This is a genomic window from Novosphingobium aquiterrae, from assembly GCF_042434435.1.
Lineage (GTDB): Bacteria > Pseudomonadota > Alphaproteobacteria > Sphingomonadales > Sphingomonadaceae > Novosphingobium > Novosphingobium aquiterrae.
On the sequence record NZ_JBHLTL010000005.1, the window covers coordinates 16,465 to 42,099 of the forward strand.

27 protein-coding genes are annotated in these 25,635 nt (G+C 64.9%); 15 read left to right on the forward strand and 12 right to left on the reverse strand.

Annotated features, from left to right (window positions below):
- Window positions 1–7 precede the first annotated feature (7 nt).
- The 6 genes from ACFFF7_RS08560 to ACFFF7_RS08585 all read left to right on the forward strand — a co-directional run bounded on the left by ACFFF7_RS08560 (window position 8) and on the right by ACFFF7_RS08585 (window position 4,836).
- Window positions 8–559 (forward strand): RES family NAD+ phosphorylase, encoded by a 552-nt coding sequence (locus ACFFF7_RS08560; RefSeq protein WP_379480965.1) that lies wholly within the window; start codon window positions 8–10, stop codon window positions 557–559.
- Between the two features lie 155 nt (window positions 560–714).
- Entirely contained in the window at window positions 715–960 is a 246-nt protein-coding gene (locus ACFFF7_RS08565) for an AbrB/MazE/SpoVT family DNA-binding domain-containing protein (RefSeq protein WP_379480966.1), read from the forward strand.
- Window positions 957–1,346: a type II toxin-antitoxin system VapC family toxin gene (locus ACFFF7_RS08570; protein ID WP_379480967.1), complete on the forward strand. Its 390-nt coding sequence runs from the start codon at window positions 957–959 to the stop codon at window positions 1,344–1,346. The genes ACFFF7_RS08565 and ACFFF7_RS08570 overlap by 4 nt, the downstream gene beginning before the upstream one ends.
- Before the next feature lie 5 nt (window positions 1,347–1,351).
- Window positions 1,352–2,701: an anti-phage deoxyguanosine triphosphatase gene (locus ACFFF7_RS08575; protein ID WP_379480968.1), complete on the forward strand. Its 1,350-nt coding sequence runs from the start codon at window positions 1,352–1,354 to the stop codon at window positions 2,699–2,701.
- A gap of 334 nt (window positions 2,702–3,035) precedes the next feature.
- Window positions 3,036–4,091, forward strand: a complete 1,056-nt coding sequence (locus tag ACFFF7_RS08580; protein WP_379480969.1) for a DUF2493 domain-containing protein — start codon at window positions 3,036–3,038, stop codon at window positions 4,089–4,091.
- A 433-nt stretch (window positions 4,092–4,524) separates the two neighbouring features.
- Window positions 4,525–4,836: a hypothetical protein gene (locus ACFFF7_RS08585; protein ID WP_379480970.1), complete on the forward strand. Its 312-nt coding sequence runs from the start codon at window positions 4,525–4,527 to the stop codon at window positions 4,834–4,836.
- 162 nt (window positions 4,837–4,998) lie between these two features.
- On the opposite strand, the gene ACFFF7_RS08590 is transcribed toward ACFFF7_RS08585, so the two are convergent.
- Window positions 4,999–5,307: a hypothetical protein gene (locus ACFFF7_RS08590; RefSeq protein ID WP_379480971.1), complete on the reverse strand. Its 309-nt coding sequence runs from the start codon at window positions 5,305–5,307 to the stop codon at window positions 4,999–5,001.
- Window positions 5,308–5,698: 391 nt separating this feature from the next.
- Here ACFFF7_RS08590 and ACFFF7_RS08595 point away from each other — a divergent pair, with 391 nt between their 5' ends.
- The 7 genes from ACFFF7_RS08595 to ACFFF7_RS08625 all read left to right on the forward strand — a co-directional run bounded on the left by ACFFF7_RS08595 (window position 5,699) and on the right by ACFFF7_RS08625 (window position 12,611).
- Window positions 5,699–5,989, forward strand: a complete 291-nt coding sequence (locus ACFFF7_RS08595) for a ribbon-helix-helix protein, CopG family (protein WP_185686353.1) — start codon at window positions 5,699–5,701, stop codon at window positions 5,987–5,989.
- Window positions 5,976–8,306, forward strand: a complete 2,331-nt coding sequence (locus ACFFF7_RS08600) for a type IV secretion system DNA-binding domain-containing protein (protein ID WP_379480972.1) — start codon at window positions 5,976–5,978, stop codon at window positions 8,304–8,306. Before ACFFF7_RS08595 ends, ACFFF7_RS08600 begins: the two co-directional genes overlap by 14 nt.
- Before the next feature lie 3 nt (window positions 8,307–8,309).
- Window positions 8,310–11,354, forward strand: a complete 3,045-nt coding sequence (gene mobF / locus ACFFF7_RS08605) for a MobF family relaxase (protein WP_379480973.1) — start codon at window positions 8,310–8,312, stop codon at window positions 11,352–11,354.
- Entirely contained in the window at window positions 11,351–11,611 is a 261-nt protein-coding gene (locus ACFFF7_RS08610; RefSeq protein ID WP_379480974.1) for a hypothetical protein, read from the forward strand. Before mobF ends, ACFFF7_RS08610 begins: the two co-directional genes overlap by 4 nt.
- Complete coding sequence (locus ACFFF7_RS08615; protein WP_379480975.1) at window positions 11,601–11,804, forward strand: hypothetical protein; 204 nt, start codon at window positions 11,601–11,603, stop codon at window positions 11,802–11,804. The genes ACFFF7_RS08610 and ACFFF7_RS08615 overlap by 11 nt, the downstream gene beginning before the upstream one ends.
- A gap of 16 nt (window positions 11,805–11,820) precedes the next feature.
- Window positions 11,821–12,180: a hypothetical protein gene (locus ACFFF7_RS08620; protein WP_379480976.1), complete on the forward strand. Its 360-nt coding sequence runs from the start codon at window positions 11,821–11,823 to the stop codon at window positions 12,178–12,180.
- 242 nt (window positions 12,181–12,422) lie between these two features.
- Window positions 12,423–12,611 (forward strand): hypothetical protein, encoded by a 189-nt coding sequence (locus ACFFF7_RS08625; protein ID WP_379480977.1) that lies wholly within the window; start codon window positions 12,423–12,425, stop codon window positions 12,609–12,611.
- Here ACFFF7_RS08625 and ACFFF7_RS08630 read toward each other — a convergent pair.
- Window positions 12,608–13,381, reverse strand: coding sequence for a GntR family transcriptional regulator (locus ACFFF7_RS08630; RefSeq protein WP_379480978.1), 774 nt, complete (start codon window positions 13,379–13,381; stop codon window positions 12,608–12,610). The two genes, ACFFF7_RS08625 and ACFFF7_RS08630, sit on opposite strands and share 4 nt — an antisense overlap.
- 227 nt (window positions 13,382–13,608) lie before the next feature.
- On the opposite strand from ACFFF7_RS08630, the gene ACFFF7_RS08635 reads away from it, so the two are divergent.
- The gene (locus ACFFF7_RS08635; protein WP_379480979.1) at window positions 13,609–14,232 is read left to right on the forward strand and encodes an FCD domain-containing protein; all 624 of its coding nucleotides are present in this window, start codon (window positions 13,609–13,611) and stop codon (window positions 14,230–14,232) included.
- A gap of 129 nt (window positions 14,233–14,361) precedes the next feature.
- Window positions 14,362–14,559, forward strand: coding sequence for a hypothetical protein (locus ACFFF7_RS08640; protein ID WP_379480980.1), 198 nt, complete (start codon window positions 14,362–14,364; stop codon window positions 14,557–14,559).
- 3 nt (window positions 14,560–14,562) lie between these two features.
- Here the strand turns inward: ACFFF7_RS08640 and ACFFF7_RS08645 are convergent, their stop codons facing one another.
- From ACFFF7_RS08645 to ACFFF7_RS08690, 10 genes are all read right to left on the reverse strand, one after another.
- Window positions 14,563–17,604, reverse strand: a complete 3,042-nt coding sequence (locus ACFFF7_RS08645; protein WP_379480981.1) for a conjugal transfer protein TraG N-terminal domain-containing protein — start codon at window positions 17,602–17,604, stop codon at window positions 14,563–14,565.
- 25 nt (window positions 17,605–17,629) lie between these two features.
- Entirely contained in the window at window positions 17,630–19,069 is a 1,440-nt protein-coding gene (locus ACFFF7_RS08650) for a conjugal transfer protein TraH (RefSeq protein ID WP_379480982.1), read from the reverse strand.
- Window positions 19,069–19,899 carry a thioredoxin family protein gene (locus ACFFF7_RS08655; protein ID WP_379480983.1) on the reverse strand — a complete coding sequence of 277 codons (831 nt, stop codon included), beginning with the start codon at window positions 19,897–19,899 and terminating at the stop codon, window positions 19,069–19,071. The genes ACFFF7_RS08650 and ACFFF7_RS08655 overlap by 1 nt, the downstream gene beginning before the upstream one ends.
- Window positions 19,896–20,213: a hypothetical protein gene (locus ACFFF7_RS08660; protein ID WP_379480984.1), complete on the reverse strand. Its 318-nt coding sequence runs from the start codon at window positions 20,211–20,213 to the stop codon at window positions 19,896–19,898. The genes ACFFF7_RS08655 and ACFFF7_RS08660 overlap by 4 nt, the downstream gene beginning before the upstream one ends.
- A 76-nt stretch (window positions 20,214–20,289) precedes the next feature.
- Window positions 20,290–22,416 carry a conjugal transfer protein TraN gene (gene traN, locus ACFFF7_RS08665; RefSeq protein ID WP_379480985.1) on the reverse strand — a complete coding sequence of 709 codons (2,127 nt, stop codon included), beginning with the start codon at window positions 22,414–22,416 and terminating at the stop codon, window positions 20,290–20,292.
- A 1-nt stretch (window position 22,417) separates the two neighbouring features.
- Window positions 22,418–23,182 carry a type-F conjugative transfer system pilin assembly protein TrbC gene (gene trbC / locus ACFFF7_RS08670; RefSeq protein ID WP_379480986.1) on the reverse strand — a complete coding sequence of 255 codons (765 nt, stop codon included), beginning with the start codon at window positions 23,180–23,182 and terminating at the stop codon, window positions 22,418–22,420.
- Between the two features lie 8 nt (window positions 23,183–23,190).
- On the reverse strand, window positions 23,191–24,213 hold the full coding sequence (gene traU, locus ACFFF7_RS08675) for a conjugal transfer pilus assembly protein TraU (RefSeq protein WP_379480987.1): 1,023 nt from the start codon (window positions 24,211–24,213) through the stop codon (window positions 23,191–23,193).
- The gene (locus ACFFF7_RS08680) at window positions 24,210–24,476 is read right to left on the reverse strand and encodes a hypothetical protein (protein WP_379480988.1); all 267 of its coding nucleotides are present in this window, start codon (window positions 24,474–24,476) and stop codon (window positions 24,210–24,212) included. The genes traU and ACFFF7_RS08680 overlap by 4 nt, the downstream gene beginning before the upstream one ends.
- Window positions 24,473–25,147, reverse strand: a complete 675-nt coding sequence (traW, locus tag ACFFF7_RS08685; protein ID WP_379480989.1) for a type-F conjugative transfer system protein TraW — start codon at window positions 25,145–25,147, stop codon at window positions 24,473–24,475. The genes ACFFF7_RS08680 and traW overlap by 4 nt, the downstream gene beginning before the upstream one ends.
- On the reverse strand, window positions 25,144–25,617 hold the full coding sequence (locus ACFFF7_RS08690; protein ID WP_379481152.1) for a S26 family signal peptidase: 474 nt from the start codon (window positions 25,615–25,617) through the stop codon (window positions 25,144–25,146). Before ACFFF7_RS08690 ends, traW begins: the two co-directional genes overlap by 4 nt.
- Window positions 25,618–25,635: the final 18 nt, after the last annotated feature.

A 25,635-nucleotide genomic window follows, 5' to 3' on the forward strand; every position in this document is an offset into this window, starting at 1 on the left:
CATCAAGGTGACACTGTCATTCAGCCGGTTCGACGGTCTTGTCTACCGCGCGCATCATCCGGCCTGGGCCTATGACCCTGAATCCGGCGAAGGCGCGAAGCTGCATGGCGGACGGTTCAACCGCATCGGCACGGCTTGTTTCTACGCGGCGCTGAGCCTCGAGACCGCCTGGCTCGAAGCCCAGCAAGGCTTTGCCTTCAAGGCGCAGCCGCTGACCATCTGCAGCTACCGCGCCGAACTCGCCGATGTTCTCGACCTGACCGATCCCGCGGTGCGCGAGCGCGCCGACGTCACCCTCGCGCAGCTGAGCTGCGCGTGGGAACGGCTTGCCGGTGACCGCAAGCCCGTTCCGACCTGGGAGCTTGCCGACCGGCTGATCGCCGGCGGCTGCGCTGGCGTCATCGTTCCGAGCTTCGCCTCGCGTGCGACGCCCGACGATCGCAACCTTGTGCTGTGGTCCTGGAGCCGCGAAGCGCCGCATTGCCTCGTAGTAATCGATGATGAGCAACGCTTGCCGCGCGATCAATCATCGTGGCAGGATACCCCGAAATCCGCATAAGCCATTGATAACATTTAACATAAGCTATATTATCAAACTGAACGATCATGCCAAGTAGCGCTGTTCGTGACACGTTTGCAATTTTGTGGCATATGGCCGCTTAATTGGCTCACGCGTGCGCTTCGCGACGCGTTCGCCGCATCAGGAGCAGTGCCATGACGGTACAAGTGACGATCACGCCCAATGGCCGGATGAGCCTGCCGGCCGAGATCCGCAAGCGGCTCGGCCTGGCCGGCGGCGGCGCGCTGCTGGTCGAGGAAACCGAGGATGGCGTGATCCTGCGCACCGTGGCGCAGTCGATCGCCCACGCCCAGGCGCTGGCGAAGAAATACACCGAAGGCAACGCTGCCACATCGGTCGATGCCTTTCTTGCCCGCCGCCGTGAGGAATCGGGCGAATGACCGAAGTCGTACTCGACGCCTCCGCGCTGCTTGCCCTGCTCCGGGACGAGCCCGGCGCGGGCAAGGTCGCCGACGCGATCGGCGCCTCGCGCATGTCGAGCGTCAACTACGCCGAGGTCGTCAGCCACTTCATCCATGCCGGCATGCCCGCCGACCAGGTCGACGCCATGCTGCGGCCCCTGCCGATGGCGATCGTCGAGGCAGACCAGGCGCTCGCCACCATCGCCGGGCGCCTGCGCGCCGCGACGGCCGAGGCTGGCCTGTCGCTCGGCGACCGTTTCTGCCTGGCGCTCGCGCGCCGGGACGGTCTTCCGGCGCTGACTGCCGACAAGCAGTGGCGCACCGTCGCGGACGCGGCCGGTGTCGCCGTCACTGTAATCCGCTGATCGCCATGACTATTGTCCGGCACTGGTCCGCCCGTCGCGAAGGCTGGACTCCGCAGAGCGAGGACGCGCGCGACGATGGCGACATCGACTACGCGCGGGTGATCCACTCGGCTTCGTTCCGGCGGCTGCAGGGCAAGACCCAGATCCTCAACCTAGGCGACAGCGATTTCTATCGCACCCGTCTCACCCATTCGCTCGAGGTTGCGCAGATCGCTGGCGGCATCGCCCGCCAGCTCGAGAAGTCCTTCCCCGATCATTCGGCGACCCCGCTGCTGCCCGATCGCGGCACGATCCACTCGATCGGCTGCACGCACGATTTCGGCCACCCACCCTTCGGGCATGGTGGAGAAATCGCCCTCAACTACTGCATGCGCGGTGCGGGCGGGTTTGAGGGCAATGGCCAGACCCTGCGGATCCTCGCGCGCCTCGAGAATTTCTCCGCAGGCGCTGGCGCGAATCTGTCGCGCCGGACGATGCTCGGGGTCCTCAAGTACCCGGTCGCCTTCAGCCGGATTGCCAACCCTGCGCTCGCCCCCGCACTGCTCGCTGGTCCCTCGACGATCAAGATCATCGACGGCCGCGCGAGCAAACCGCCGAAATGCTATCTCGATAGCGAACAGGACGTCGTCGACTGGATCCTCGAGCCCCTGTCGCATGCGGACCGCGAGGCCTTCCAGACCTTCGCGCCGCAGGAGGGCAAGCACGGTAAGCCCCGCCACAAGGCACTCGACTGCTCGATCATGGATGCGGCCGATGACATTGCCTACGGCGTTCATGATCTGGAGGACGCGATCGCACTCGATCTCGTCACGCGCGAGCGCTTCGCAGCCGCGCTCCAGGACAAGTGTCCCTCATTCCTCGACGCGCTCAAGGCCAAGTACCCGGGCGAAAGCGAGAACGACGTCTTCGCCCAGATGGTCGATGGACTGTTCGGCGGTGCCGCTTCGCGCAAGCGCTTCATCGGCCGCCTCGTCCATCACTTCCTGACTGCGGTCGAGTTCGTCGAGCGCCCCGAATTCGCCGAGCCATTTCTGCGCTGGGGCGTGGCCGTCGCCTCTCCCCAGCGCGAGTTCCTCGACGTGCTGCAGGGCTTCGTCGTCGACGAGGTCATTACCTCGCCTGCCGTCCAGCACCTCGAGTTCAAGGGCCAGGGGATGGTGGTCGCCGTCTTCGAGGCGATGCAGGCCGATCCCGCCCGGCTGCTGCCACGCGAAGAGTTCGCAAAGTACGAAGCTGCTGGCGGCGACCTTCGGGTCATCTGCGACTTCGTCGCGGCGATGACCGACACGCATCTCCTCAAGACCTACGAGCGCCTGTTTTCGCCCCGCATGGGATCGGTGTTCGACAGGCTCTGAGTGGAAAGGTCTAAGGTGTTTTGCGGTTAACCCCGAACGCCCAAATGGGGTTCGGGGGCAAAACCGTAATCTCTCTCTCATCTCGGTGGCTGAGCGAAATCAGCATCGCCATAGCATGACGCCTGGGAGATTGGCGGCCGTCAAGGATCGCGGGTGCCCCCCGATTTTGGCCTGCTGCGGCTAGCGCCTTGCGAGCAAAAATCGGCTCCCCCCACGCCCGCGACACGCGGCGGCAGCGCGGGCGCGCCGCCGTCCCTGACTGCCTGACTCCGGCGTCCTTCCGATGGGCATCTTTCATCAGCGTGATGAGAGAAAATTCCTTTTGGAGGTTATCATGACGGACCGTTTCTCGAACTTCGCCGACCTTGCCGAGCACTATGCGCGCGAAATCGCCACGCCCGACTACGCCCGGGCATTCATGGAGCAGACCGAACTGGCCAAGCTCTCGATCGAGCACGAACCGAGCGCTGTCGAAATGCCTGACCCCGAGGTGGCGCAGGCGGCGATCGAGATGATGCTCGCGACCGTCTTCGACCTGTTCCGCGACACCCGGATGGAGGACTTCGCGAGCGAAGTCGCCTGGGGCATCGCCAACAGTTTTCATGTCGTCGCCAAACGCCTCGATGACCGCGAGGACGCGATGGCGAACCGGTTGCAGGAAAAGCTGCGCGAATACGATCCGAGCGAGGTCTACGCGACCGACCTAGAGGACCTCACCATGCAGGCCCGCAGCCTTGCCGAATGCCGCGATGCGATGGAATGCATGCGTGACCATGCCGCGCGGATCTACCTTGTCGAAACCGGTCGGCCCTTCTCGCCGGTGCGGGGATCGCGGGTCTCGTCCAAGACCAATGCCTCGATGATCGAGGCACGCGACTATCTCGCGGCACAGAAGGCGCAGCGGCGCGAGCAGTTCGCCCCATCCGGCCCGGTCGTGGTGTTCTCGGGCGGGCAGCAGTTCACCGACATTGCGCTGGTTGAAGACTATCTCGATGCGATCCATGTCCGGGTCCCGTCAATGGCGCTTGCAACGACCGCCCAGAACAAGGGCGCGGACGTGATCGCGGCAGCCTGGGCATCGCGCCACAATGTGCCGGTGATCCTGTGCAAGCCCGATACCTCGCGGGGACCTTCGGCGCCCTATCAGCGCAACGCGCGCATGCTCGCCTTCAAGCCTGTCGAGGCGGTGGTGTGCAGCGGTGGCGGCATCCAGGCGAACCTTGCCGACCGGCTGCGCGAAGCACGCATTCCCTTGCACATCGTGCGCGACGCTTCGGTCCAGAACGAGGCTCCGGCGGCGCGGACCAAAGTGGCAGCGCAAGCTGAGCGGCCTGCGATGAAGCGCACGGCTTGTGGCACCGTCAATGCCGATGAACTCCCGCCATTCTGAGCGGGGCCTGCTCCAATTGCATCAACCAGAAGGGTGTCCGGCCTCACCGCCGGATGCCCTTCTTTTTTGTCGATCGGGACGCACACTGTCATGGCCCGGCTCGCTCGCTTCTTGCCCCCGCCAGTAATGGCCTGACGGCCTGCTGGCGGGCACGCGAAGGCTTCGCATCGGCCGGGCGGGCGAGACCCGTGCCTGGGACCACCGGGGTGCTGCCCAACAGGGTTAAATACTCTCGCAGACTTCCAAGTCTGATGGCCGCCATTGGCCCGCGTCAAGAAGGGCGGTTCCCCCAATTTTTACGCCTGAAGAAGGCGAAAAAATCGGCTCCCCCACCCCCGCTCGCGCGGCGGGCCGCGAGCGGCCCGTTCCTGACCCGGACCAAGCTCGGCCATCCCTGAGGAGACCTCTTCAATTCCTTTGACAGGAGGCTCACATGAACGCTCTTACCAAGACCCTCGACATCCCGGCTTTCGACCCCATCAGCTATGACGCAGCGGTGCGCGCCGCGACGATCCGGGCCCAGCACAGCTTCTTCGACCAGCACGTCATCGAGGACGAGTTCGGCTGCTTTCTCGCCATCGACGAAGGCGACTACAACGCCCTGCCCCAGGACCTGATCGACCGGATCGTCCATTCCATCCCGGGCATGATGGCCGACGACTTCGACGAAGCGAACATCGCCCGCGCCGCAAGCTTCATGAGCGTGGTGATGGATCCCGACTGGGACGCCGACTGCCCGTTCTGACATGCCGCATATCGCACCGCGCCGGAGGGCTCTTGAGGGGCTCTCCGGCCCCTCTTTTTGCGTGTGTTCAATAAAGCGCAGCCGGGGCCCCCTCGCCTGCCTGCGCAAGGCAGGCAGTAACTTTGGGAACCCCGGCTGCGCTGGCCTCTGCCGAGGCCGGTTTCAGCTTGCCCGCAGGCGCTTTTCCGCTTCGTCCAGACCGAGCTTTCCAAGAGCGGCGAAGAATGCTTCGACCCTCTCGAAAGGCGCCTTGCCGAGAACCGATTTGTGCATCAGTTCGACACTCGCTGCCCGCTCGCTTTCGCGCAGTTTCGTCTCGCGCGCTTCCAGCGCCTGACGCTCCTTCGCGATTGCCTGTCGTTCCGCTTCGAGACTTCCTTTTCTGGCCATGTTGATACCTCGTGGGTTGGTGCTGAAACCTCCCGGCCTGAGGATTCCAAGCAGCGAGCGCAGTGGCAAGCCCTTTGCCAACGGTCCTGCAAATAAATCGTGCCGCCCGTCCTGTAATCAGCGGCGCTCATTGACTCCAGGACAGGCGGTCAAGGCCCGACTCCATGCGCATTAAAGACCAGCAACCACCCACCAGACACAAGGCATCGGATTAAGGGGAAGGATTGCACACCCTACACGGCAGGACCGTAGGGAAAATGGCAGAAATGCGTGTGTGTACAGAGTGCGTCTTTGGTAATACATCGTATTACAGTGCTGTAGCCTGCCGGTAAAGTACCGGAATGCCGCGATTTCAGCGGTATTACAATGTAATACGCCATTAGGTCCCCAACGGCTTTCTTGCCAAGGCTTCCCGGATCGCCTAAAACCCATCTCGCGCAATCTCCACTAGGCCCTTTCGAAGGGCGTGGTGATGACTGAAACAGTTCTGATAACCCTCCGGCTTCCGCAGCCGCTGGCCGATGCGGCGCAGGCTGCCGCAACCGCGCAAAACGTCTCCCGATCGAACCTCCTGCGAATCGCGCTCGAGCAATTCCTGGGCGTCATGTCGGGCACCAGCGAGGCAGACCGGCGCCGGCAGTTCTCGGCCGAGTATCTGTTCCTGGTCGCCGACCTCATCGTGCAGCGCCAGTACCCCGATGCCCATAGCGCGCTGATCACCGAAGCCGAACGCCGGATGGAGGCGCTCTGTGCCGCGTCCTGATACCTGGTCCGACCGGGCGCGGCCGGGCAAGCTGCAGCACCATTCCGCGCGCGGGAACATGCCGCGCAACGCCGGCGATTTCACCCGCGGCTCGCAGCTCATCACCCACGAATTCATGATGTGGTTTGCCTCCGCAAAGATGCCCCTGCTGGTATGGTTCTTCACCTTCTGCATCGCGCTTTCGATCGTCCTCGCGCTGCTGCTCCATGAGCACGAGATCCAGATGATCCTGATGCGGGTCTACGCCGCTGGATGGACCTTCATGGAGTTCTCCTCTCGCAAAATCCTCAACCTCACCCTCCCCTCCGGCGAAGTCGTCCGGGCCCCTGTCGGTATGGTCGCTTCGCACCCCGATGTGGTCATCGCCTGGAACAAGTTGATGCGCGCCATTTGGGGCTCGCTGTTCATCTCGCTCTTCGTCGCGGTGCCGATCGCGGTGTGGTTCGTCGACTTCTCCAAGCGGCGCGGCAAGTCGATCCTCGAGGAGCGGCATCAGCGCGGCGCCATGCTGGTTGATGCCGACGAGCTTGCCAATGTCATCAATGCCCACAACCGCGATATGCTCGGCGCAGAGATCGCCGAACGCCTGCCCGGCAAGAGCTTCGACGAGGTCATGAAAATGAGCCTCGCGACGCGCAAGGAAGCCGGCATCCATCACGTCTATTCGATCGCGGGGGTGCCCTTTCCCTGGCGCACCGAACAGGCCCACACGATCATGATCGGCTCGACCGGGACGGGCAAGACGACCCAGATGCGCGCGCTCATTGCGCAGATGCGCGCGCGGCGCGATCGGGCCGTCGTGTTCGACCTCACCGGGGCCTATGTCGAGGCGTTCTACAACCCTGAAACCGACACCATCCTCAACCCGATGGATGAGCGCTGTCCGTCCTGGTCGGTGTTCGCCGAAGCGAAGAACCATGCCGACTTCACCGGCATCGCCGCCGCCCTGCTTCCGGCAGATGGCGGCGGTGCCGAGCCGTTCTGGATGCTGGCTGCGCGCACGCTGTTCGTCGAGACCTGCATCAAGCTGATCAAGCTTGGCGAGGCCACCAACCAGGCGCTCGCCAGCAAGCTGATGATGGCCGACCTCAAGGAGGTCCACAAACTCCTTGAGCACACCGTTGCCGACCCGCTGACCGCGCCCGAGGCGGCCAAGATGGCGGAATCAATCCGCGCCGTCTTCAACACCAATGCCCAGGCCTTGCGGTTCCTGCCTGAGGGCAAGGAGGCGTTCTCGATCTCCGACTGGATTCGCGCGGAGAACAAGCCCGGTTCGATCCTATTCATCACCTCCTCGCACAACGAACTGGTGCTCAATCGGGCGCTGCTCTCGCTCTGGATGAACCTCGCGGTCCACACCCTGATGCGCTTGCCGCGAACCCGGGACCTGCGTACCTGGTTCTTCTTCGACGAGGTCCATGCCCTGCACCGCCTCCCGGCGATCGAGGACGGCCTGCAGACCGCGCGCGGCTTCGGCGGTGCCTTCGTGCTCGGCATCCATTCCTTCGCCAAGCTGGCCGAGACCTACGGCAAGGAAGGCGCGCAGAACCTTGCCTCGCTCGCGCGGACCAAGCTCGTTCTCGCCGCAGCCGACCGCGACACCGCCGAGCACTGCTCGGACTACATCGGCCACCGTGAAGTCAGGATGATGGATGAGGCCTACAGCTACGGCTATGCCAACATCCGCGACGCGGCGACGATCACCCCGCGCTCCGAAGTGCAGCCGCTGGTGCTGCCCGACGACATCATGAAACTGCCTTCTCTGCGCGGCTTCCTGGTGTTCCCGGAAGGCTTCGATGCCGCTCGGATCAAGCTCACCTACAAGGACTATCCCAAGGTTGCCGAAGGCTATGTCCTGCGCACCCATGTCGAGCCGATCGAGTTTGCCCGCGATGCCGATGATGACGCGGAAAGTGAAGGCGGCGGGCGCGAGACCAAGGACGAACTCGAACTCGCCCCCGCACCCGAAGTCGACGGCGAACCGGCAAAGCCAAACCCCACACCCCGACAGGAAGAGCTGAACTTCGCTACCGTACAGGCTGAGCCGACAGTTGCACCGCAACCGAGCCTTGGCCGCTCGATGGTCGCCAGCGCAGAGATCGTGAAGAGCGCAGCAGCTGCGCGTTCCAGCGAGGCCGAAACCGCGCCCAAGACGCCCCGCAGCGCCGGGCTGAAGGTCCCTGCCCAGCGGTCCACCCAAGCCGCCCGCGAACTTGCCGAAGCAATCGACCGCGACGTTTCGGCGGAACTCGAAAAGCAGCAGACGCGCGAGCCCGAGATCGATGTCCCCAGCCACGATGACGGACCGGAGATGTAACCCATGCACTCCATCGCATCCGTCAGATCGTCGAGCGGCGCAGCCGACTATTTCGCGAACGACAATTACTACACGGCCGATGAACACGCGGAAGCCGGGGTCTGGGGCGGCGAGGGTGCGCGCGCACTCGGACTTGAGGGTCAGGTCGAACGCGATCAGTTCGAAGCGATCTTGAATGGGCGCTTGCCTGCCGGGGAGATGGTGGGTCAGGTTGAAGGGCGGCGCCTGGGCCTGGACCTTACCTTCTCGATGCCCAAGTCCGCCTCGATCCTGGCGCTGGTGAGCGGCGACAAGCGGATCCTCGATGCGCACCTCGCCGCCGTCAAATCGACGATGACGCAGCTCGTCGAAAAGCAGTTTGCCGAGAGCCGCAATTACGATCGCTCGCGCAGCGGCGAGCCGCAAAAGACTGGCAATCTCGTCTATGCCCTGTTCGCCCACGACACGAGCCGCGCGCTCGATCCGCAAGGCCACATCCATGCCGTCGTCGCCAACCTGACGCGCGACCCGAAGGGCACCTGGAAGGCGCTGTGGAACGGTGAGATCTGGAAGAACAACACGACGATCGGCCAGTTCTACCACGCCGCCTTCCGCGCCCAGTTGCAGAAGCTTGGCTACGAGACCGAGGCGGCGGGCAAGCACGGCTCGTTCGAGATCAAGGGCGTGCCGAGCGAGGTCATCAAGGAGTTCAGCCAGCGCCGCGAAGATATCCTGACCAAGGTCGAGGAACTCGGCATTGCATCACCGCAGGGACAGGACCGGGTGACGGTCAATACCCGCGATCCCAAACTGGCGGTCGAGGACCGCCCGGCACTGGTTCAGACTTGGCAGGATCGCTCTGCGGCACTGGGGTTCGATGGCAAGGCGCTCATCGCCGAGGCCAGGGCCCGCGCCGAGGTGCAGGCGCGCCCGACCTTCCGCGAAACGGCAACCGCCGCGCTCGGTGAAGTCTCGACCCGGATCGGCGCTGCGCTGCGCACGCCGAGCCCGCTCGCCGTGAGCGGCACTGCCGCCCTGTTCCTCCCCGCAGACACGATCAAGGCGCAGCACGCGACGGCATCCGCCATTCGCCACTTGTCCGAGCGCGAGGCGGCGTTCTCGCCGCAGGCGATCCTCAGCGCGGCGCTGGGCTTCCAGATCAAGGGTCTCGAAGGCGCCGCCGTCGTAGAGCGGATCGGCGAACTTATTCGCGAGGGCCACCTGATCCCGGGCAAGTCGGAGCGGCTCGATGGGCACTTCGATCTGGTGACGACGCCGGCGGCGCTCGCGATGGAACAACAGATTCTGGACCGCATCGATGCCGGGGCCGGAAAGGGCCGCGCGTTCATGCCGCCCGAGCAGGCCATGGCGCGGCTTCAGGACGCGGCGCGCGAACTCGGCCAGACCCGGGCCGGGGTCGATACCTGGCAGCTCAACGAAGGCCAATTGGCCGCAGGCGTCGCGATCCTTTCGGGCACCGATCGCTTCCTCAATGTCCAGGGGGTCGCGGGTGCGGGCAAGTCGACGCTGCTCGGCGCGGTGGACAAGGTGCTCGGCGATGAAGGCGTCAAGCTCGTCGGCCTCGCCTTCCAGAACAAGATGGTCGCCGACCTGCGCGGCGGGGGCGGCCAGGGCATGTCGGCCGAGCAGATGCGCGAGGCGGGGATCGAGGCCTACACGATCGCGAAGTTTCTCAGCACCTATGGCGGGGCTGCGGCCGCGGGATCGGGCGAGCGCTTCGAGGCCGCCAAGGCGGCGCTCGCCAATACCGTCATCATCACCGACGAAAGCTCGATGGTCTCCTCGCGCGACATGCTGCGGCTGACCGCGCTCGCCGAGCAGCTCGATCTCGCCAAGGCCCCGTTCATGGGTGACCGCCAGCAATTGTCAGCGATCGAACAGGGCAAGATGTTCGCCGTCAGCCAGGCCGCGGGGCAAGCAACCGTGCGGATGGACGAGAACATCCGCCAGAAGAACTCAGCCCTTCTGCTGGCGGTCGCCGGGCTCTCGAACGAAGGCCATGCGAGCCTGGCGCTCGAGCTTCTTGCCGCGCACGGCCGGGTGATCGAAGCGGGGCCCGACCACCTCGCCCGCGCGGCCGAGCTATGGCTGTCGCTTAGCCCCGACAAGCGCGAGGCGACCGCGATCTTCACCGCCGGGCGCGATGACCGTGCCGAGATCAATGCGCGGGTCCAGACGGGGCTGCTCAAGGAAGGCACGCTCACAGGACCAGGCCTCACCCTCACCACGCTGCAGAGCGCCAACGCCACGCGCGAGGAGCTTCGCTTTGCCTCGACCTACCGGGTGGGCCAGGTGTTTGACGCGCGGATGGACGTGCGCGAACTGGGCCTGAAGCGCGGGGAATACGAAGTTCGCGAGATCCGCAAGGATGGCAAGGTCGTGCTCGAGGCTGGCGGGCGGCGCAAGGTCATCGACCCGAACCGCATCGATCCCGATCACCGCTTCGACCGCATCGGGCTCTACGAGCAGAGAGAGCTCAAGATCCATGACGGCGAGACTGTGTTCTGGCGGGACAAGGACGGCCCCCGCGACATTGCCAAGTCGACCTATGCGATCGTGCTGGAGGCCCGTCCCGAGGGGATGCGGGTCGAGCTTGCCGACAAGCGGCAACTGGTGCTCGCGCCCGGCGACCCGATGCTGCGCCGGCTTGACCTCGGCTACGCGCTTAATGCCCATATGGCGCAGGGCATGACGAAACCAGAGGCGATCGAGGTGATCTCCTCCGCGCAGCGCAACCTCGCGACCCAGCGCACGCAGAACGTGCTCAACACCCGCGCGACCGACGACATGATGGTTGTCACCAACAATCTTGAGGGGCTGAAGCAGCAACTCGATCGCACGCCCGGGAACAAGACTTCCGCACTCGAGGTGACCGGCAGGCTTGAAGTCGAACCCCGCCACCATAACCCGATCGACGCGCGGCAGTTGCCCGAACTCAAGATGAGCCCGGAGCTAAAGGCCAAGCTCGACGCCGTGCTGGGCAAGGCACCCGACCCCCCGGTGCGGCAACTCCCCGTGCCTGAAAAGTCGCTGGGGCTCGACCTGTGAGGCGCTTCCCCGCCCTCGCCCCTGCCGCGGCCACCCAGGTGTTCGACCGCGCGCATTCCACGCTCGTCTGGCTGGCCGTCCTCGCCTTTGTCCTGCCCGAGCCTGCGGCGCGCGGCCTTGTCATCCTGGCAATGATCGCCGTCGCCCTTGCTGCGGCGGCGGTCGCGTTCCTTGCGCCGGATGCGCCAAATCCAAAGCCCGATGCCGATCCCGAACCGCCCGTCAGCGAACCGATGGAGAGCGACCATGGCCTATGAACACGAGGAAATCGGCGACTTTGCGAGCGAGCGCGATGCCCAGGATTGGGCTGAACGCAATAACATCGATCCCCAGGATCTCCACTTCCGCGCCCGCGGAAGGCGGGGCGTCACCCTGAGCGTGCGCCGGTCGGCGCTCGGGGATTCGTCGCGCGGCGACCTCTCATACGGCCGCCGGACCGGCTTTTTCTGAACCAAGGAGACTAGCCATGAAACGATATGCCTATCTGCTGGTGCCGCTGCTTGCGGCGGCCGCAACCCCTGCCCTCGCTGCCAAGCCCGCTTCCAGAGCGGCTGCGGCGTCAACGTTGATCCAGAGCCAGCTCGAAAGCCGGGCGGGCTCCGAACAGACCAGCTCCGAACAGACCAGGGCGACCCTCGCCCGCCTTCGCGAAGCGCTCGAGGCGCGCAAGCAGGCGCTGAAGGATGCGGCCGTCCGCGACCAGCAGGATGCCATTGGCCTCTGTTCGGACTGCCCGGACAAGGCGGATCCCACCCATCACCATTCCGTCAGCGAAGAGCGCAAGGTCGACTGCATCCATTGCGTCGAGAAGGCTATCTACGCCTGACCGGAACGTCGGCGCGGTTCGGGCCACCTCCCACCGGGCCGCGCCGACTCTCAAAGTTGTTGCAATTGCGAATGAGGCGAACACTTGTCATGTTGCAGTTGCGACATGGTTTTCTAGGGACACTTACCCAACTCGCTCCATTATTGAGTCATTTCGGCAAATTTAACTCGGTGCAATATTGACAGAATGTCTATATTGAACAATCGTTTGCGATCTTGGCTTCGGGGGCAGCTTTGATGCGTATGCAGCGACTTCTGATCGATCGAAGTACGCTCGACCTGATCGTCTCCGACGGCAATGATTTTCTGGGTGTTCTGAATGCCGCCGGGCTGCTTCAGGCCGCCAATCTCATGATGGTGGTGCTTGAGCAACTGGAGACCGACCGCTCGAGGCTGTCCACCGACGACCGTCCCACTGAGCCGACAAATTAGCTCTGGCCCATGTTCCTTGCAGGAACGCCGAACGGAACGAGGCGTCCGTCAGCGCCGGCCTCCCGTGTCCCCTCACCGTAAAGGCGGCCACCGATTTCCAGGGTCGGCGCGAGCCGGACCACGGACGCGACTTCGCCCTCGTGCGATCCCATCCCGGCGATTGCTGCGAGCACGGCCTCGCGCGCCGAGTAGATGTCCTCGCGCATCAGCAGCCGCGCCATCGAGGCCGAGCGCTCGGCGATGGCGGTCGCGATCTTCTGGTGCATGCGCTGCGACTGCTCGGCATCCTCGGCGCGCTGTGACCAGGCGATGCGTCGGTGAAGCGCGTTGGGCAGCGCCATGCGCGCCATCTCGGCGACTTGCGGGATGCGCGACATGCGCATGACCTCGATGTGGAAGCGCAGGTTCTCGTGGATTACGCGCTCGAGGTCGTCGGGGCTGTCGGGCGCGGCTTCGCGGGCCTCGGCAACAAGCGCACCCAGAAGCGAAATCTCGGCCGCACTGGCGCGCGTTGCCGCCCGCGAGGCGGCGTGACCCTCAAGGTTGGCGCGCATCTCGAAGAGATCCTCGACCTCTTCGGCTCCCCAGGTGCGCACGATGAATTCGCTGCGCGACTGGCGCGTCAGGTAGCCTTCGAAGGCCAGTGCATTGAGGACTTCGGCGACGGCGGCAGGGCGGCATTCGTAGAGTTCGCCGAGCTCGTCCTTGGGGATGATCTGGCCGGGCAGATAGCGCGCCGACAGCACCCCGAACCTGAGTTCGAGGAACATGCGTTCAGCAAGTGAATGCGCCTTGGCCAAGTGACGAGCCCCCATGGGCGAGTTCTGGCCCGCCGCATAATTTCCCTCTCCATAGCACAGGATCGATTTGATTTCCGAATCCTGCCGCTTCCGATTATCCCGTTTTGGGCAAGAGGGAGTAGTTCGTCGCCTTGGGAACACAGACGAAATTGGAAGGTGTACGAACAATTGCGTGTCCGGCGCAGAACCTGTTTGCTGTGCTTCGCGAGCCCCAGAAGCGTCGCCGTTTCGACAGTCCGTCCGACATACCCGGGCTGCACACCCTTGCGCTGGGCACCGCCGAGCATTTTGCCCAGGAGCTCGTCGACCTTGGCCTCCTTACCCGCGACCACGGCCGCTATTCGATCAACGACTGGACGATCGAGCGGATCGTCGAGCACCTCGATCTTGCCGGTGCGATCCAGGCCATGGCCGCCGCGCAGGTCGCGGGCGTGGCGGCGAGCGCGGACTTCTCCCATCTCGAGCGGCTTAACGGCGTGCTGCGCGGCATGGACGACCGCGATCCGGGCAACCTCCTCGCCGGAGCCTACATCGACTACCAATGGCACTTGGAACTGGTGCGCATCAGCGGCAATCGGGCAGCGCTCGCCGCCTATTCCAGGGCGATCCCGCCGGCGGTGTGGATCGCGGGGGCGAACTACTTCCAGCTTGAGGAAGCGCGCAGCTCGCTGACCGAGCACGAGCGCCTCGTTGCCTACATGAAGGCCGGCGACACGCTGCGGGCGCGCGATGCGGTGGCGTTCCATTTTGAGGAGGCCGCGTCCCAGATCCGGCGGGCCGGCGAAGCGCGGATCGAGAGCTATCCCGCCGGCGGCGACTGACTTCCAGCGCGGGCGCGCTGCGAAAGGAGAGAGGGTGCCGATAGGTTGCGGGGGCTCCAATTGTTCCTGGCACATGATTGAAAAGACAGTCCGTTCGGGGTAATCATGGTCAGGGCGAGGAGACCCTCGATGGACCATGATCACTACGGACTGGATGGGAGGCCGATTTATCCTCGGCTCGGCCACTTTGACCACGTAACGGGCCTGCAACTCCCGACTTTCCGTGGCAAATCTGGCGGCTTTGGCCGTGGTCCAACTATCTTCCTCGTGATCCTGATGATCGTTGCAGGATCTGGACTTGCTTTTGCGTCGCGTCTGTTTGGCTAACATCTAGCTCGGGCGTTTCGCAACATGGAGGTGATCCCGGGCGGGATCATCTGGGAACCGCTCGAAGTCGACAGCATAGGCGCTTCCCAAACGGCTTTTGACCTTTTCCGCCCACTGCTCGCCCTGTTCGTTCGAGATGTTGTTGCCGCGAAAATCGAGCGCGCGATCGTCGTAATGGGCCGACCCGGCCTTGTGCTGGGTGCTGTCATTGCCTGACGTCACCACTGGTGTGGGCAAGCCAAGGGCGCGCGCTTCCTCGGCGACAACGCCCATCGCCGGAACCAGCGCGCCATCCATATGGCCGAGGCGCGCGCCGGGCTTGACCTTCATACCAAGATCCTTGGCGAGGGCTGTCCCATCGACCGGTCCATCGGGGACAGCCATGAGCGTGCCACCTTCGAGCGGCGAGGGCACAAGCGCCGGGGCAACCGTCCCCGACGGCAGGCGCGGCGGCCCAGGCATGCCGAGATCGCCGTTCGACCCGAGCATTCCTGACCCCGCAATTCCCGCGACGTCGCTGAGTTCGTTGATGCGATGAGCGCGCAGATCGCCCATCAGATCGTCCATGATAAAGGCAATAGCCTGATCGCGGCGCGAGACGTCGCGGTAGTCGAGCCGCGGGTTGGACAGGTCTGGCAGGTGCCATTCGGGGTGCTCACGCTGGAGCGTCTCGTAACGGTCCTGGATGAGGTTCGACATGTCGCTCGAAATCTGGAAGCCATGGTTCTCGGCGTAGCTTGCCTCCGACATCATCCGGCTGCCGATCTCGCGGTAGCGCGCGGCAGCCGCCCGCCGTTCCTCGGCTTCCGAGGTGCGCCAGTCGGTTCCATCGGTGCTGGTCCGCGAGTGCGAATGATCGGCGTAGTCCGAGCTCTGGTTGTAGGTGCCCGACGACTGGACGTCGCCACTCGAGCCGCTGACGACCACGCGGTTGCTGGTCTCGTCCGACTTGTCGGTCCCCCGGGTGGTCTGGTTCGTTGCCGATCGCTCGGTTCCGACGCTTGCACCGTCGCCGCTTTCTCGCCGGCCCGAAAAGCCTCCGGACAGTGACGCTGAAACACCGCTTCCCGCTTCGGATTCGAGTGGCGTTCCCACTGTACCGGTGCCGGTAAGTGATAGGCTTGTGCCGAACGTGCGCCGATCGAAGTTATTCGACGAGCGATTGTTCCCCTCGCGCAGGACCAGGTCGTTGTTGGTGACCTCGCGGGTCGAACTACCCGAGGCGCCTTCGACCACCAGGTTGCCCCCGACATTGTGGGTGTCCGACGCCCGCGAGCCGTTCTCGCGGCGCGAGCCCGATACGTCGCTGGTCGCGGTGACCGCGCTGCCGAAACGGCCCTTCGAACTGGTCCAGCTGGTTGAGGTACCGTTCTCGATTTTGTCGGCCTCGTTCATGTACCACTGGCCCTGCGAGCGCAGGTCCGAGGCGTAGCCCCGCGTCATGGTCGGCTTGAACGGCAACTGCGAGATCGCGGCATTGGTGTCGATCACCGTATGGCCCGAGCCATATTCGTTGAACATGCGGCCATCGGCTTCGCGGAAGCCCGAGTGCGCGCTGCCTGCGAGCAGGTTCGGTGCCGTGTTCCACTGCGACATCTGGCGGTTGTCGGCATTGAGGTTGCCGTAGCTGACGTCGCCATAGGCATAGTTGCCCGTGGTCCGCTCGAGCGCGGCGGCATCCGAACCCGCCTGGACCGGCGCCAGCATTGAGCCAAGGTTGTTCGCGACCGACATGGTGCCGCGCATCACCATCAGCGCCAGCACCGGCACCGACATCATCAGGAACCCCGCCATGGTGGCGACGTCCTGGTTCACCGCATCGATCCCCGCCCAGTTGGCGAGGTTCACGCTGCCGGCGGCAAGCGCATTGGTCTGGCTGGCGAGCCGGTCCATGATGAACGAGTGAATGAGGACGTAGATCGGTCCCCAGGCCGACAGGTAGAAGAATCCGGAGAAGTAGCCCTTGAGCGTCGCAATTCCCGTGCGCGGGAAGAGCAGCAGCGGAAATACGATCGGGAACAGCGCGTAGAACACCACGGTCAGCACGACGCCAAGCACCGGTATCCAGATCAGCCCCTGCTCAGCCGCGGTCGTCATCGCGTTGCGGGTCTGGGTGTCCGCGCGCTGCAGCGCGAAGGAATCCGCGTCAGCATTACCAAAATCGAGCTGCGCGGCCTCGAAGGCATCGACCATGCTCTTCTGCTTGAAGAACTGGTTCCGGGTCATCGCCGTGCCGGTCAGGAGCTGCGAAACCACGGGTACATCGGCGGCGAGCTTGGCCCCGGCGGCGGCCTGGGTGAGCTTGGGATACATGGTGTGCGCAAAGGGCAATGCGTAAGCAGTGATTTGCGCATCCCACTGGTTGTTGATCAGCGTCCAGGCCTCGGCACAGGTCTTGCCCTCGATATCAACGGTGCCCGCGCCGGTATCGGTCAGGTACTTCATCCCCCGGTTTGTCGCGGCATTGACCCCGAGCTCGGCCCAGAGATCGGGCGCTTCGCTGAGCAGTTTCAAACTCTTGGTGCCGAGCAGGATATCGTAATAGGCGCATTGCTTGAGATAACCGTCTACGTTCGCCTTGAAGACCGGATCACGGATCTCGAAGCCGCGGACCTTGTCCCACATCCGCGCGCCGTAGACGAAGCCGCCAGTCGAGTAATTGAGCGCAGCGGGCATGACGAAGACCGTCTCGGCGGTGCGAGTCAGATAGTCACTGACCTGGCTGGTGAACGAGGCCATCGCGGCAAGGCCGATCGGCACATTGGCAACGGTGGCTGGCGCTAACCCCGGATTGACGCGGTCGGTGACTTTCACGGTCACGGTCGGGACCATCAGCACGAGATAGATGAGCGTCGACTGGATGAACCAGCGAAACCAGGCCCGCCAGTCGAGATCCATGGCGGTGACGAGCAGTGCGTAAATCAGCCCCATCACCATGCACACGCGGATGAGCGCCTTGAACCCGCCCGATCCGGTCCAGGCGGCGATCGCGTTGAAGGTGTTGACGAGGTAGTCGCCGCCCCCGACCGTGAAGACCTCGAGCATGAGGGGTGCCTTCCTTCGTCGCGGTCTACTGGACCTGTTGGTTGAGGGTGCGCGAGAACCGCAGCGCCGCCGACATCTGCGGGGAGAGCTGCGTGCGCAGGGTCTTCTCCAGCATCTGCGTGCGCTGGATCAGCGCGAAGGTTTGGTCGAAACGCTGCGAGGTGCGCGCGGCGATCCCGAGGAAGTTGCGCCGGGTCTCGTAAAGCCCCTCGCGCCACTCGCGTAAGCTATCCGCGTCCGCCCCGTTGAAGTCCGAGCGCGCATTCACAGCCATGTCGATGAACCGCATGGTCATGGTGGTGACGAGATCGACCGCGACAATTTCGGAGAGATCGTTGATCTCCTGGGCCGAGATGCCGAACTCGGCTGCGGCGCTCACCGTGATGATCTTGTAGACCGGCACGCTCGCCATGCCGAGCAACTGGACCTCGGCCGGGGTCAGCGAAGCGCCGGGATCGCGCACCTTCAGTGCCATGCTCTCGATCAGCGTGCGGACCCTCGCCTTGATCGCCGCGTTGGGGCCGATGACCATGTCGGTCTCAGTGGGCGCCATGCACTTGGTGGTGTCGCTGCCGCAGCTCCAGTATTTGTGCGGCGTCTGCGAGGTGCCATCGAGCATGGCGCTGATCAGCGCGGGATCGGCCGGGCCGATGAACTGCACCCGCGGCTTCCCGCCCGATCCTTGCGGGTCGTAAATCACCGAGCCGACGAGTGTCATCAGGAACTCGCGGAACTGGGTGTCGAACCCGCCGTACTTCTTGCCGAGCGCCTCCCAGGTGTAGTTGTTCGGCATCCCGGCCTGTTCCTTCATGTCCGGGTCGGAATTGGCAGCTTTAAGCGCCTCCCGCTGGCCGCCGTTGTTGCACTGCTGGCGCGCGCGGGCCCAGTCGGCGACCGCGCCCTGGCTGTTGGCGATCGCCTCGCAGATCACGGAGGACGCCGTGTCGGTCTTGGGCCACAGCCCGCCGACCAGCGCCTGCGCGGTCTCGCAGGACGAGATGTTCATCTGGTTCATCTGCTGAACCTTCTGGGCTAGCTCATCCATGACCTTGCCGATCTCGGGTGAAATCGTGTCGATCGCGAGCTTGAAGGCGAAGCCCAAGGCATTGTTGGCGGTCGCCTTGAGCATGGCGACGAGTTCGGCGGTGTTGATGAACGAGAAGCTCCCGGCAAAGAGGTCGATGCCGCCGCAGCCAGCGCGCGCATGGGGCAGCTGGATATTGAAGGGCTGGATGTTCTTCTGGGGGAAGCGCGACCAGACCGAACCCATCGAATAGTAGCCTGCCGACTGGCCCTGGTAGGCGCTGGGGCCGGTGACATTGGCCTGGGCTCCCATGTCCGACATGAAGCTCTGCATCTCGCCTTCGACGCCAGCGAGCGCCGGCGTCGGCGAGGCCATGAGTACAGCCGCGCCGAGCACGGTGCCAAGCGCGCAGCGCGAGACCTGAGTGAGGGACGCGCGCATCAGTAGTCGCTCCCGGGCTGGACCTGGGTCAATTGGAACATGCGGTCCATGATCTCGTCCTGGCTGAGGATGCCGTAGCCGATCGGCATTGGCTGCTTGGTGACGGAATCGAACAGCACCAGCGCCGGAACCTGCCGCTCGGTGCCCATCCCAAGCTTCTCGTACTGCCCGCTATCGACCATGTAGCCGGGGAATGTCGCCGACGGGCCGCCGTCCATCGAAACTGCGAGGACGGCGAGCCCGTACTTGTCGCTGACCGCTTTGAGGATCGGTGAGAAGATGTCGCAGGCGCCGCAGCTCGAGGAGAAGAAGTAGAACACCCCATAGCGCTGCGAGAGCGCCCCCATCACGCGGTCGCGGTCGGACTTGCGCTGGTCGATCCACGCGCGCTTGCCGAGCGTCGAGACCGGGCGCTGGAGTGTGTAGTCGAGCCCGGGATCCTGCCACAGCGCGCGTTGCCACACGTCGGCGAACATCGAGGAGCGGTCGAGCTGCTCGCGCTGGAAGCGCACATAGGCAGTGACGTTTTCCGGGCTCGGCTCGAGGATCGCGCGTGCCTTCAGTTCCTCGAGCTGGGTGCCGATCGCGGCGAGGCGCTCGCGCGCCGGCGGCTGCGTAGCCGTGGCGGCCTTGCGCGGCTCCTCCCTCGGCTTCTCGCAGTAGAACCAGGTCCCGAGCTTGCGCTCCTTGCAGTAGAGCGCGTCCTCGGACTGCTTGACCTCGACGCCGTCCTCATTGGCAGCGTGAAGCGGGGCCGTGCCGGAAAGCATCAGGCTGACGCCGAGGCACAGGGCGGCAATGCGGTGTCTGTACATGTGGCGGGGGTTCATGATCCGCTCCTCTCGAATTCCTTGATCAGTGACATGAAGACAGCGAGGTCGAGCAGGCGGCGGCCGCCGTCGAGCATTCGCACCAGCGCGTGGGTGAACGGGGTGAGCGCGGCGGTGCCTGCCTCGCTCAGCGTGTAGGTTTCGGCATCCGGCGCGACCCAGCCCCGGCCGAGCATGGCCTCAAGCGGCGCCTTGAGAGCGCGGGCGCGCACCGGCCGGTCGAACCAGGCCGAGACTTCGGCCGCCAGTTCGCCCGCGCTTTGCGGTGCGCGGCGGGAGAGCGCCATGCCGAGGCAGAACTCGACCATGCTCATGTCCGCGATCGCGCCGAAAGCGCTGAGCGGGACAACCTTGGCGCCAGGTGCTGAAGGGGGCGAGGTGCCCCCGCCGTTACGGCTTGTGGGCGGCATAGTAGGCCTCGATGTTTGCCTGGATCTCGATGAGCGTGGCGGCCTCGTCAGGGAGCTTCGCCGCGTCGACGAATTCCGCGTAGATCTCCCGGAAATCCATCACCGAGAGGTCGAGCTGCTGGAATTCGAAGATGGTGAACCCGTCGCAGAGCGGCTTTTTCGGCGTGCCCCAGGTCTTGCCGATCTGCGGGCGGCCCTGCTCCTGGAGGATGCGGCTGATCTTCGACTGGAAGCAGCAATAGACGTCGCGCTTGGTGAGGCAGATGCCAAGGAAGCTCGACGAGCAGTAGGTGCCGATCTTGTGACACAGCCCGGCATCGTCCTTCTGGTCGAGCAGGACCTCGGACGGACTGCACAGCAGCGGGGTGAGGAGCGGCACGCCCTTGCCCGAACAGCAATTGGCGAGCCCGAAGACCTTGTGCGCGCAGCTCTCGGCGGTGCCCTTGAACAGGGTCAATGTGCTCTCGTCGAATTCGGCGTTGGCCTGGCCGAGCGCGTTCAGCGCCACGACCGCATCCTTGAACTCGTCGGAGGCCTCGCGCACGATCGGCTCGCAGTCGCCATTGACGCAGTAGACATCGCCGCCGCAGATGTACTGCGCGGGTTGCTGGGTGCTTCCCGGGATCGGGCACTTGTAGACACGCTCGGCTACCTTGCACGAGCCATCGCCGCTTGGTGGATCGTCGAGGCAAGTCTCGTGATCGAAGGTGCAGCCGGGTGTCGCGTCGAGCTTGCCGCAGTCGTTGCCGCCACCGACCACGGTCTGGCACTGGTAGGTTTTCGTGCTCTCCCAGCAGGGCCGGGTTACCGGCACGCCGTCGATCAGCCGGGTCTCGCCCGGCGCGGTGCAGGTCTCGCTGGCGAGCGTGCAGGTGCCGAGATCGAGAGAACAGGCATTGTCGGTCCAGGTTTCGGTGAACCACTTCGAGACCGAGCTTTCGGGAACGATCCCGGCGACATTGGAACTGCAGGCATAGACCTCTTCGGGGGCGGCCGGCTCGGCGCAAGTGAGGTAGCCCCCGCCCCCGAAAGGATCGCCGATGAAGTCCCAGGTCTTGCACAGCTGCCGATCGGTCACGCCTGCGGCGCTGGCCGTCGTCCGGGTGCAACTGGGTTCGGACGCGAGCGAGCCGCATTGCTGGAGCCCGGTCACATATTGCTGCGGGAAGCCGGTCACCGGATCGAAGGTCAGCGCGGCGGTCAGGCCTTCGTTGTTGCAGCGGTAGACGTTGCTGACGACCTGGAAAGCGTTGGCCGGCGGCGGCTTGGGCACAGTTCCCATGAGATAGACGTTGGGATCGGTGACGGCCGCGTCGCAGTCGTAATAGTCGACGGTGAGATTGTACTGCGGCACCGGATAGGTTCCGGTCTTCCGGCATAGGCTATTGCTCGCCAGCGAGGCGCAGCCGGCAAAGCCTGGCGCGGTAACACACAGGTACTGGTAAAGCGTCTCGTTCCACGCCGAAACCGAGAGGCTGCGCGTGCAGGTCTTGGGCTGGAGGGCGACCGTCGAACCGACGTTGCAGGTCCACTCGGCCATGTTGGATGTGCCGGAGCCCGGGGGTAGCGGCACGCAGTTGCCGGTCGAGCCGTCAGCGCTCATGCCTTGCAGATAGGCGTTGGGATCCTCGGTGACCGTGTTGGCGCGCGAAAGGTCGCTGCGCTTCACATCGACGGTCGGCCGCGTCGTGGAATTGGCGGTGCGGTAGGCATCGCTATTGTAGCCTGCCGCCGCCCCGTCGGCATACATGTTGCCGGGGTTGTCGTAATACTGGGTGAGCCCGGGATAGTTCGCCTGATAGCCCGGAATCTGCCCGGCAGCGCCCGGGGCATCGGTGATCCCCTGGTTGGCGCCGCGAACCGTTGATCCCAGCTCGCGCGCCTGCGCCTTCGCCTCGTCCCACGTCATGGTGGCCGGCGCGGAAGGCGGTGGCGGGGCCGGCGGGGGAACGCCGGGGTCGGTTGCGGGCGGCAGTGCGGGCTGCGGCTCGATGAGGTCGTCGGGCGGCGGGATGTACACTTGCGCGCTGGCTGTGCCCGGCGCGAGCAGCGCCAGGGCTAGGAAGACCGCTGTTCGCCGTTGCTTGGTGAAGCGGCGCCCACCCATCTCACTGGCCCTTGGTCAGCTGGGCGAGCGCGACGCGCGCAACACCTGCCCCGGGACCGCGCCCGCCGGCGAAGGTCTCGAGGGCGTATTCGACCGTGACGTTTCCTGTGATGCGGTCGTGATCGGGGGGCACGCTGGTGCAGTCGAGCCCGTCGCAGAGCTCGTATTCACGGCCAACGGCAACGAAGGTCGGGGCGGCCGTAACCTTGAAAGCGCGGAACAGGCGCGGGTCTATCGCGAGGTGGGCTTCTTCGCCCTCATTGGTCACCACCCGCTTCAGCCCATCGGCGAAAGCCTTGGTGCTCCCGCCCGGGAAACCGCGGAACACCACCACCCCGCCAGCCTTCGTGGTGTCGGCAATCAGCCGGGTGAGCGAGGCCTCGGGCATCGACAGGCTCGCGAAGACGATGAATATCGGCCCCTCGCCCATCGGCGTCCTGGTATTGGCGGCTGCCCCGCTCAGCAGTTCGTCGAAATCGACCGCGCCGTCTGGACCTTTGGGAAGATCGGCCGGGTTGATACGGCCGACCGCGGCAAGGCCCTCCTCGCGCAGCTGCTCGGCTTCGCCGCGGTGCGCCTCGCCCTTGCCGGCGACCGCATCGACCAGGCTCTGGGCATCGGCCGTCGCTTCGGTTCCGCGTGCCTTCACGGCTTTCAGGTCGAGGCCGTCTATAGTCTGGGCAAGCGCGGCCGAGACCGCAGTCAGGGCGAGGAAGCCAGCAAGTCCAAGGAGCCGGGATTTGTGCGGGAGCCGCGCGAAGGTCATGGGTGTCCTCACAGCATGCAGCAGTTGCGCTTGCGCCAGACGAGGTAGCCAAAGTCCTCGCCCTTGACGGGGTAGCCCTTGCCGGTCTGGGGGATGATGGTGGCCGCGCCGACCGGCGCGCAGGCGTAGCGCCCCTTCACCATCGAGATCGGATTGGTCATCTGCAGCCGGTATTGCTGCTTCCTCATCACCGGCATCAGGTACTTGTGGCACAGGGCCTTCGAACCCATGGTTCCCCAGGCCAGCGCCTCGCGGTGCATCTTGTAGAGCATGCGTTCGGCGACGAGCCGCGAGGCCTGGATCGGCGTGACGTGGGCCGAGACGTGGCCGTTCAAGGGATACATCCCGCCGTTGCAGCCCGCGCACCAGAACATCTGGTCGATCGGAAGCTTGGCAGTCGCTGCAACGCAGTCGGCCGCGCAGGCCGCAGTCGCGATCCCGTTGGCGAAGAGCGCCACCTCGGGATTGATGATCGAGGTTAGCGCCGAGTCCTGCCACAGCGGGTCGATCTCGGTCACATAGGCGACATCAAAAGTGGTCTGCTCGAAGCAGAGGAAGTCGGTCAGGATCTCCATCCAGTAGAGCAGCGGATAAACGTAGTAATGCGACTGCCACTGCGAGGAGTTTTGCGTCTTGCCGCCGATCTGGCTGCGTCCCTGGACATGGCCCTCGCCGATGTCGAAGCCGGGGTTGAGCCGGATCCCGCCGAGGTTGGGAAAGCACCACGACTTGTTGGTGACATCGACGAGGCGTACCGGCTCCCAGAAACCGACCGAGATGCCGATGCGCGGGATCGGCGAACCGCAGGCGCACAGGGGAAACGACGGGTTCTTGGGATCGGGGCGCGAGCCCTTCCAGATCGAGAGCCCGCCGATCGAGAGCGGGAACAGGCACGACCAGCACACGTCGGTGATCGGATTGATGAACTTGCCATGGCAGGTGACCGTATCGGCCCGCGCGGGGCTGGTTCCAGCCAAGGCAAGCGCGAGCGCGCCGAGCAGCGCCATGAATCTCGCGGGAACACGCATCATGGCCGCCCCTCCCGCCCAAAGGCATCGTCCGCGCGCGCCTTGGCGCGGAAATAAGCAAGCCCGTGAAGCATCGCCGCGACTGTCAGCAGCAGCGCGGGAAGCGCAGCCCACGGCCCCAGCAGCGCCTTCAGCACCGGGAGAAGCAGCACGGCGAGCGCCAGCGACCAGCACAGCACCATCCAGAGCCTGCGCATGCGCCGCAACCTCCGCGTTTCGGGCGCCGCCATCGGGGTCTTGAGGAAGGTGATGAGCGGATGGGTCATGATGTCTTGCCTCCGCTTGGGGTTATCGCCGCGCGCGGCAGCGGCATTTCGCTGATCTTGAGGCTGGCGCCGGCCTGGCTCACCACGGCGGGGGTGTGGCGGATGCCGAACTTCGATGTGAGCGTGCCACCCTGGTCGAAGTAGAAGCGGCGCTGCCACGGCTTCATCGCGTCGAAGGGCGAGCCCGAAACGAAGATGATCTTGGCCGCCGTGTCGTTCCAGGTCCGCAGCGCCCATTGCAGTTCGGCCGCATTGTCGCCGTCGACGAAGACCAGCGCCTGGCTGAGCTGCACCATGTCGAGCGGATTGACCCTGGTGCCGCGCGCGGCGATTCTGTTGCCCTTGGCGTCGACGATATCGTCCTCGGTGACGATCGAGGGATCGAACAGCCACTCGCGCTTGGTGGTCGCCGGGGTCATGCCATCGACCCGCTTGGGCCGCTGCACGCTCGCCACGGCCTGTTTTTGCATCTCGCGCTGCAGCCGCTCGATCCCGCCGTTTGCCTCCAGCGTCCTGAGCCTGGTCTCGATCGTCGTGAGCAGATCGGCCTCGATGATCGGGAAAGTCTGGCCCATTTGCCCATAGTCGGCAGCCCTCACCGCCGAGATCAGCGGCCAGCCTATCAGCAGCGCGGCACCGCCCGCGGCGGACAGAAGGGCCAACCGGCTCACAGCACCGAGTCCCCGGTGCCGATGATGCGTCCCGAACAGACGAAGCCGATGTCGGCGTAGCGGCTATCAAGCCCGTCCTTGTGCTTGGTCCCGACATAGTAGCAGTGCTCGGGGATGCGGCCCGTGGGTCCAGGCTCCAGCCTCTCGCCGCGCGAACTCAGCACCTTCAGGCGTGCGACCTCGGCCCCGTTGATCCGCACCACGCCATTCTCGCGGGTGACCATGTCACCCGGCATGCCGTAGACGCGCTTGGCGAAGGGCGGAGAGACCTTCCCGAAATGCGCGGTGATGAGCGGCGTCTGCGGCGGCGCGAACACCACGAAGTCCCCGCGCGCCGGGCGGCGGTGCTTGTCGATCCAGAACGCCCAGTTGGGGAGCGATTGGGTCGTGTTGATCAGGATCGCATGATCGTCGCGCCAGCTCGCGAGCGAGGAACTGGCCGCCAGCGTCGCGGCAAGCGCGCCGATCACCAGCCAGCGCCGGGCGTG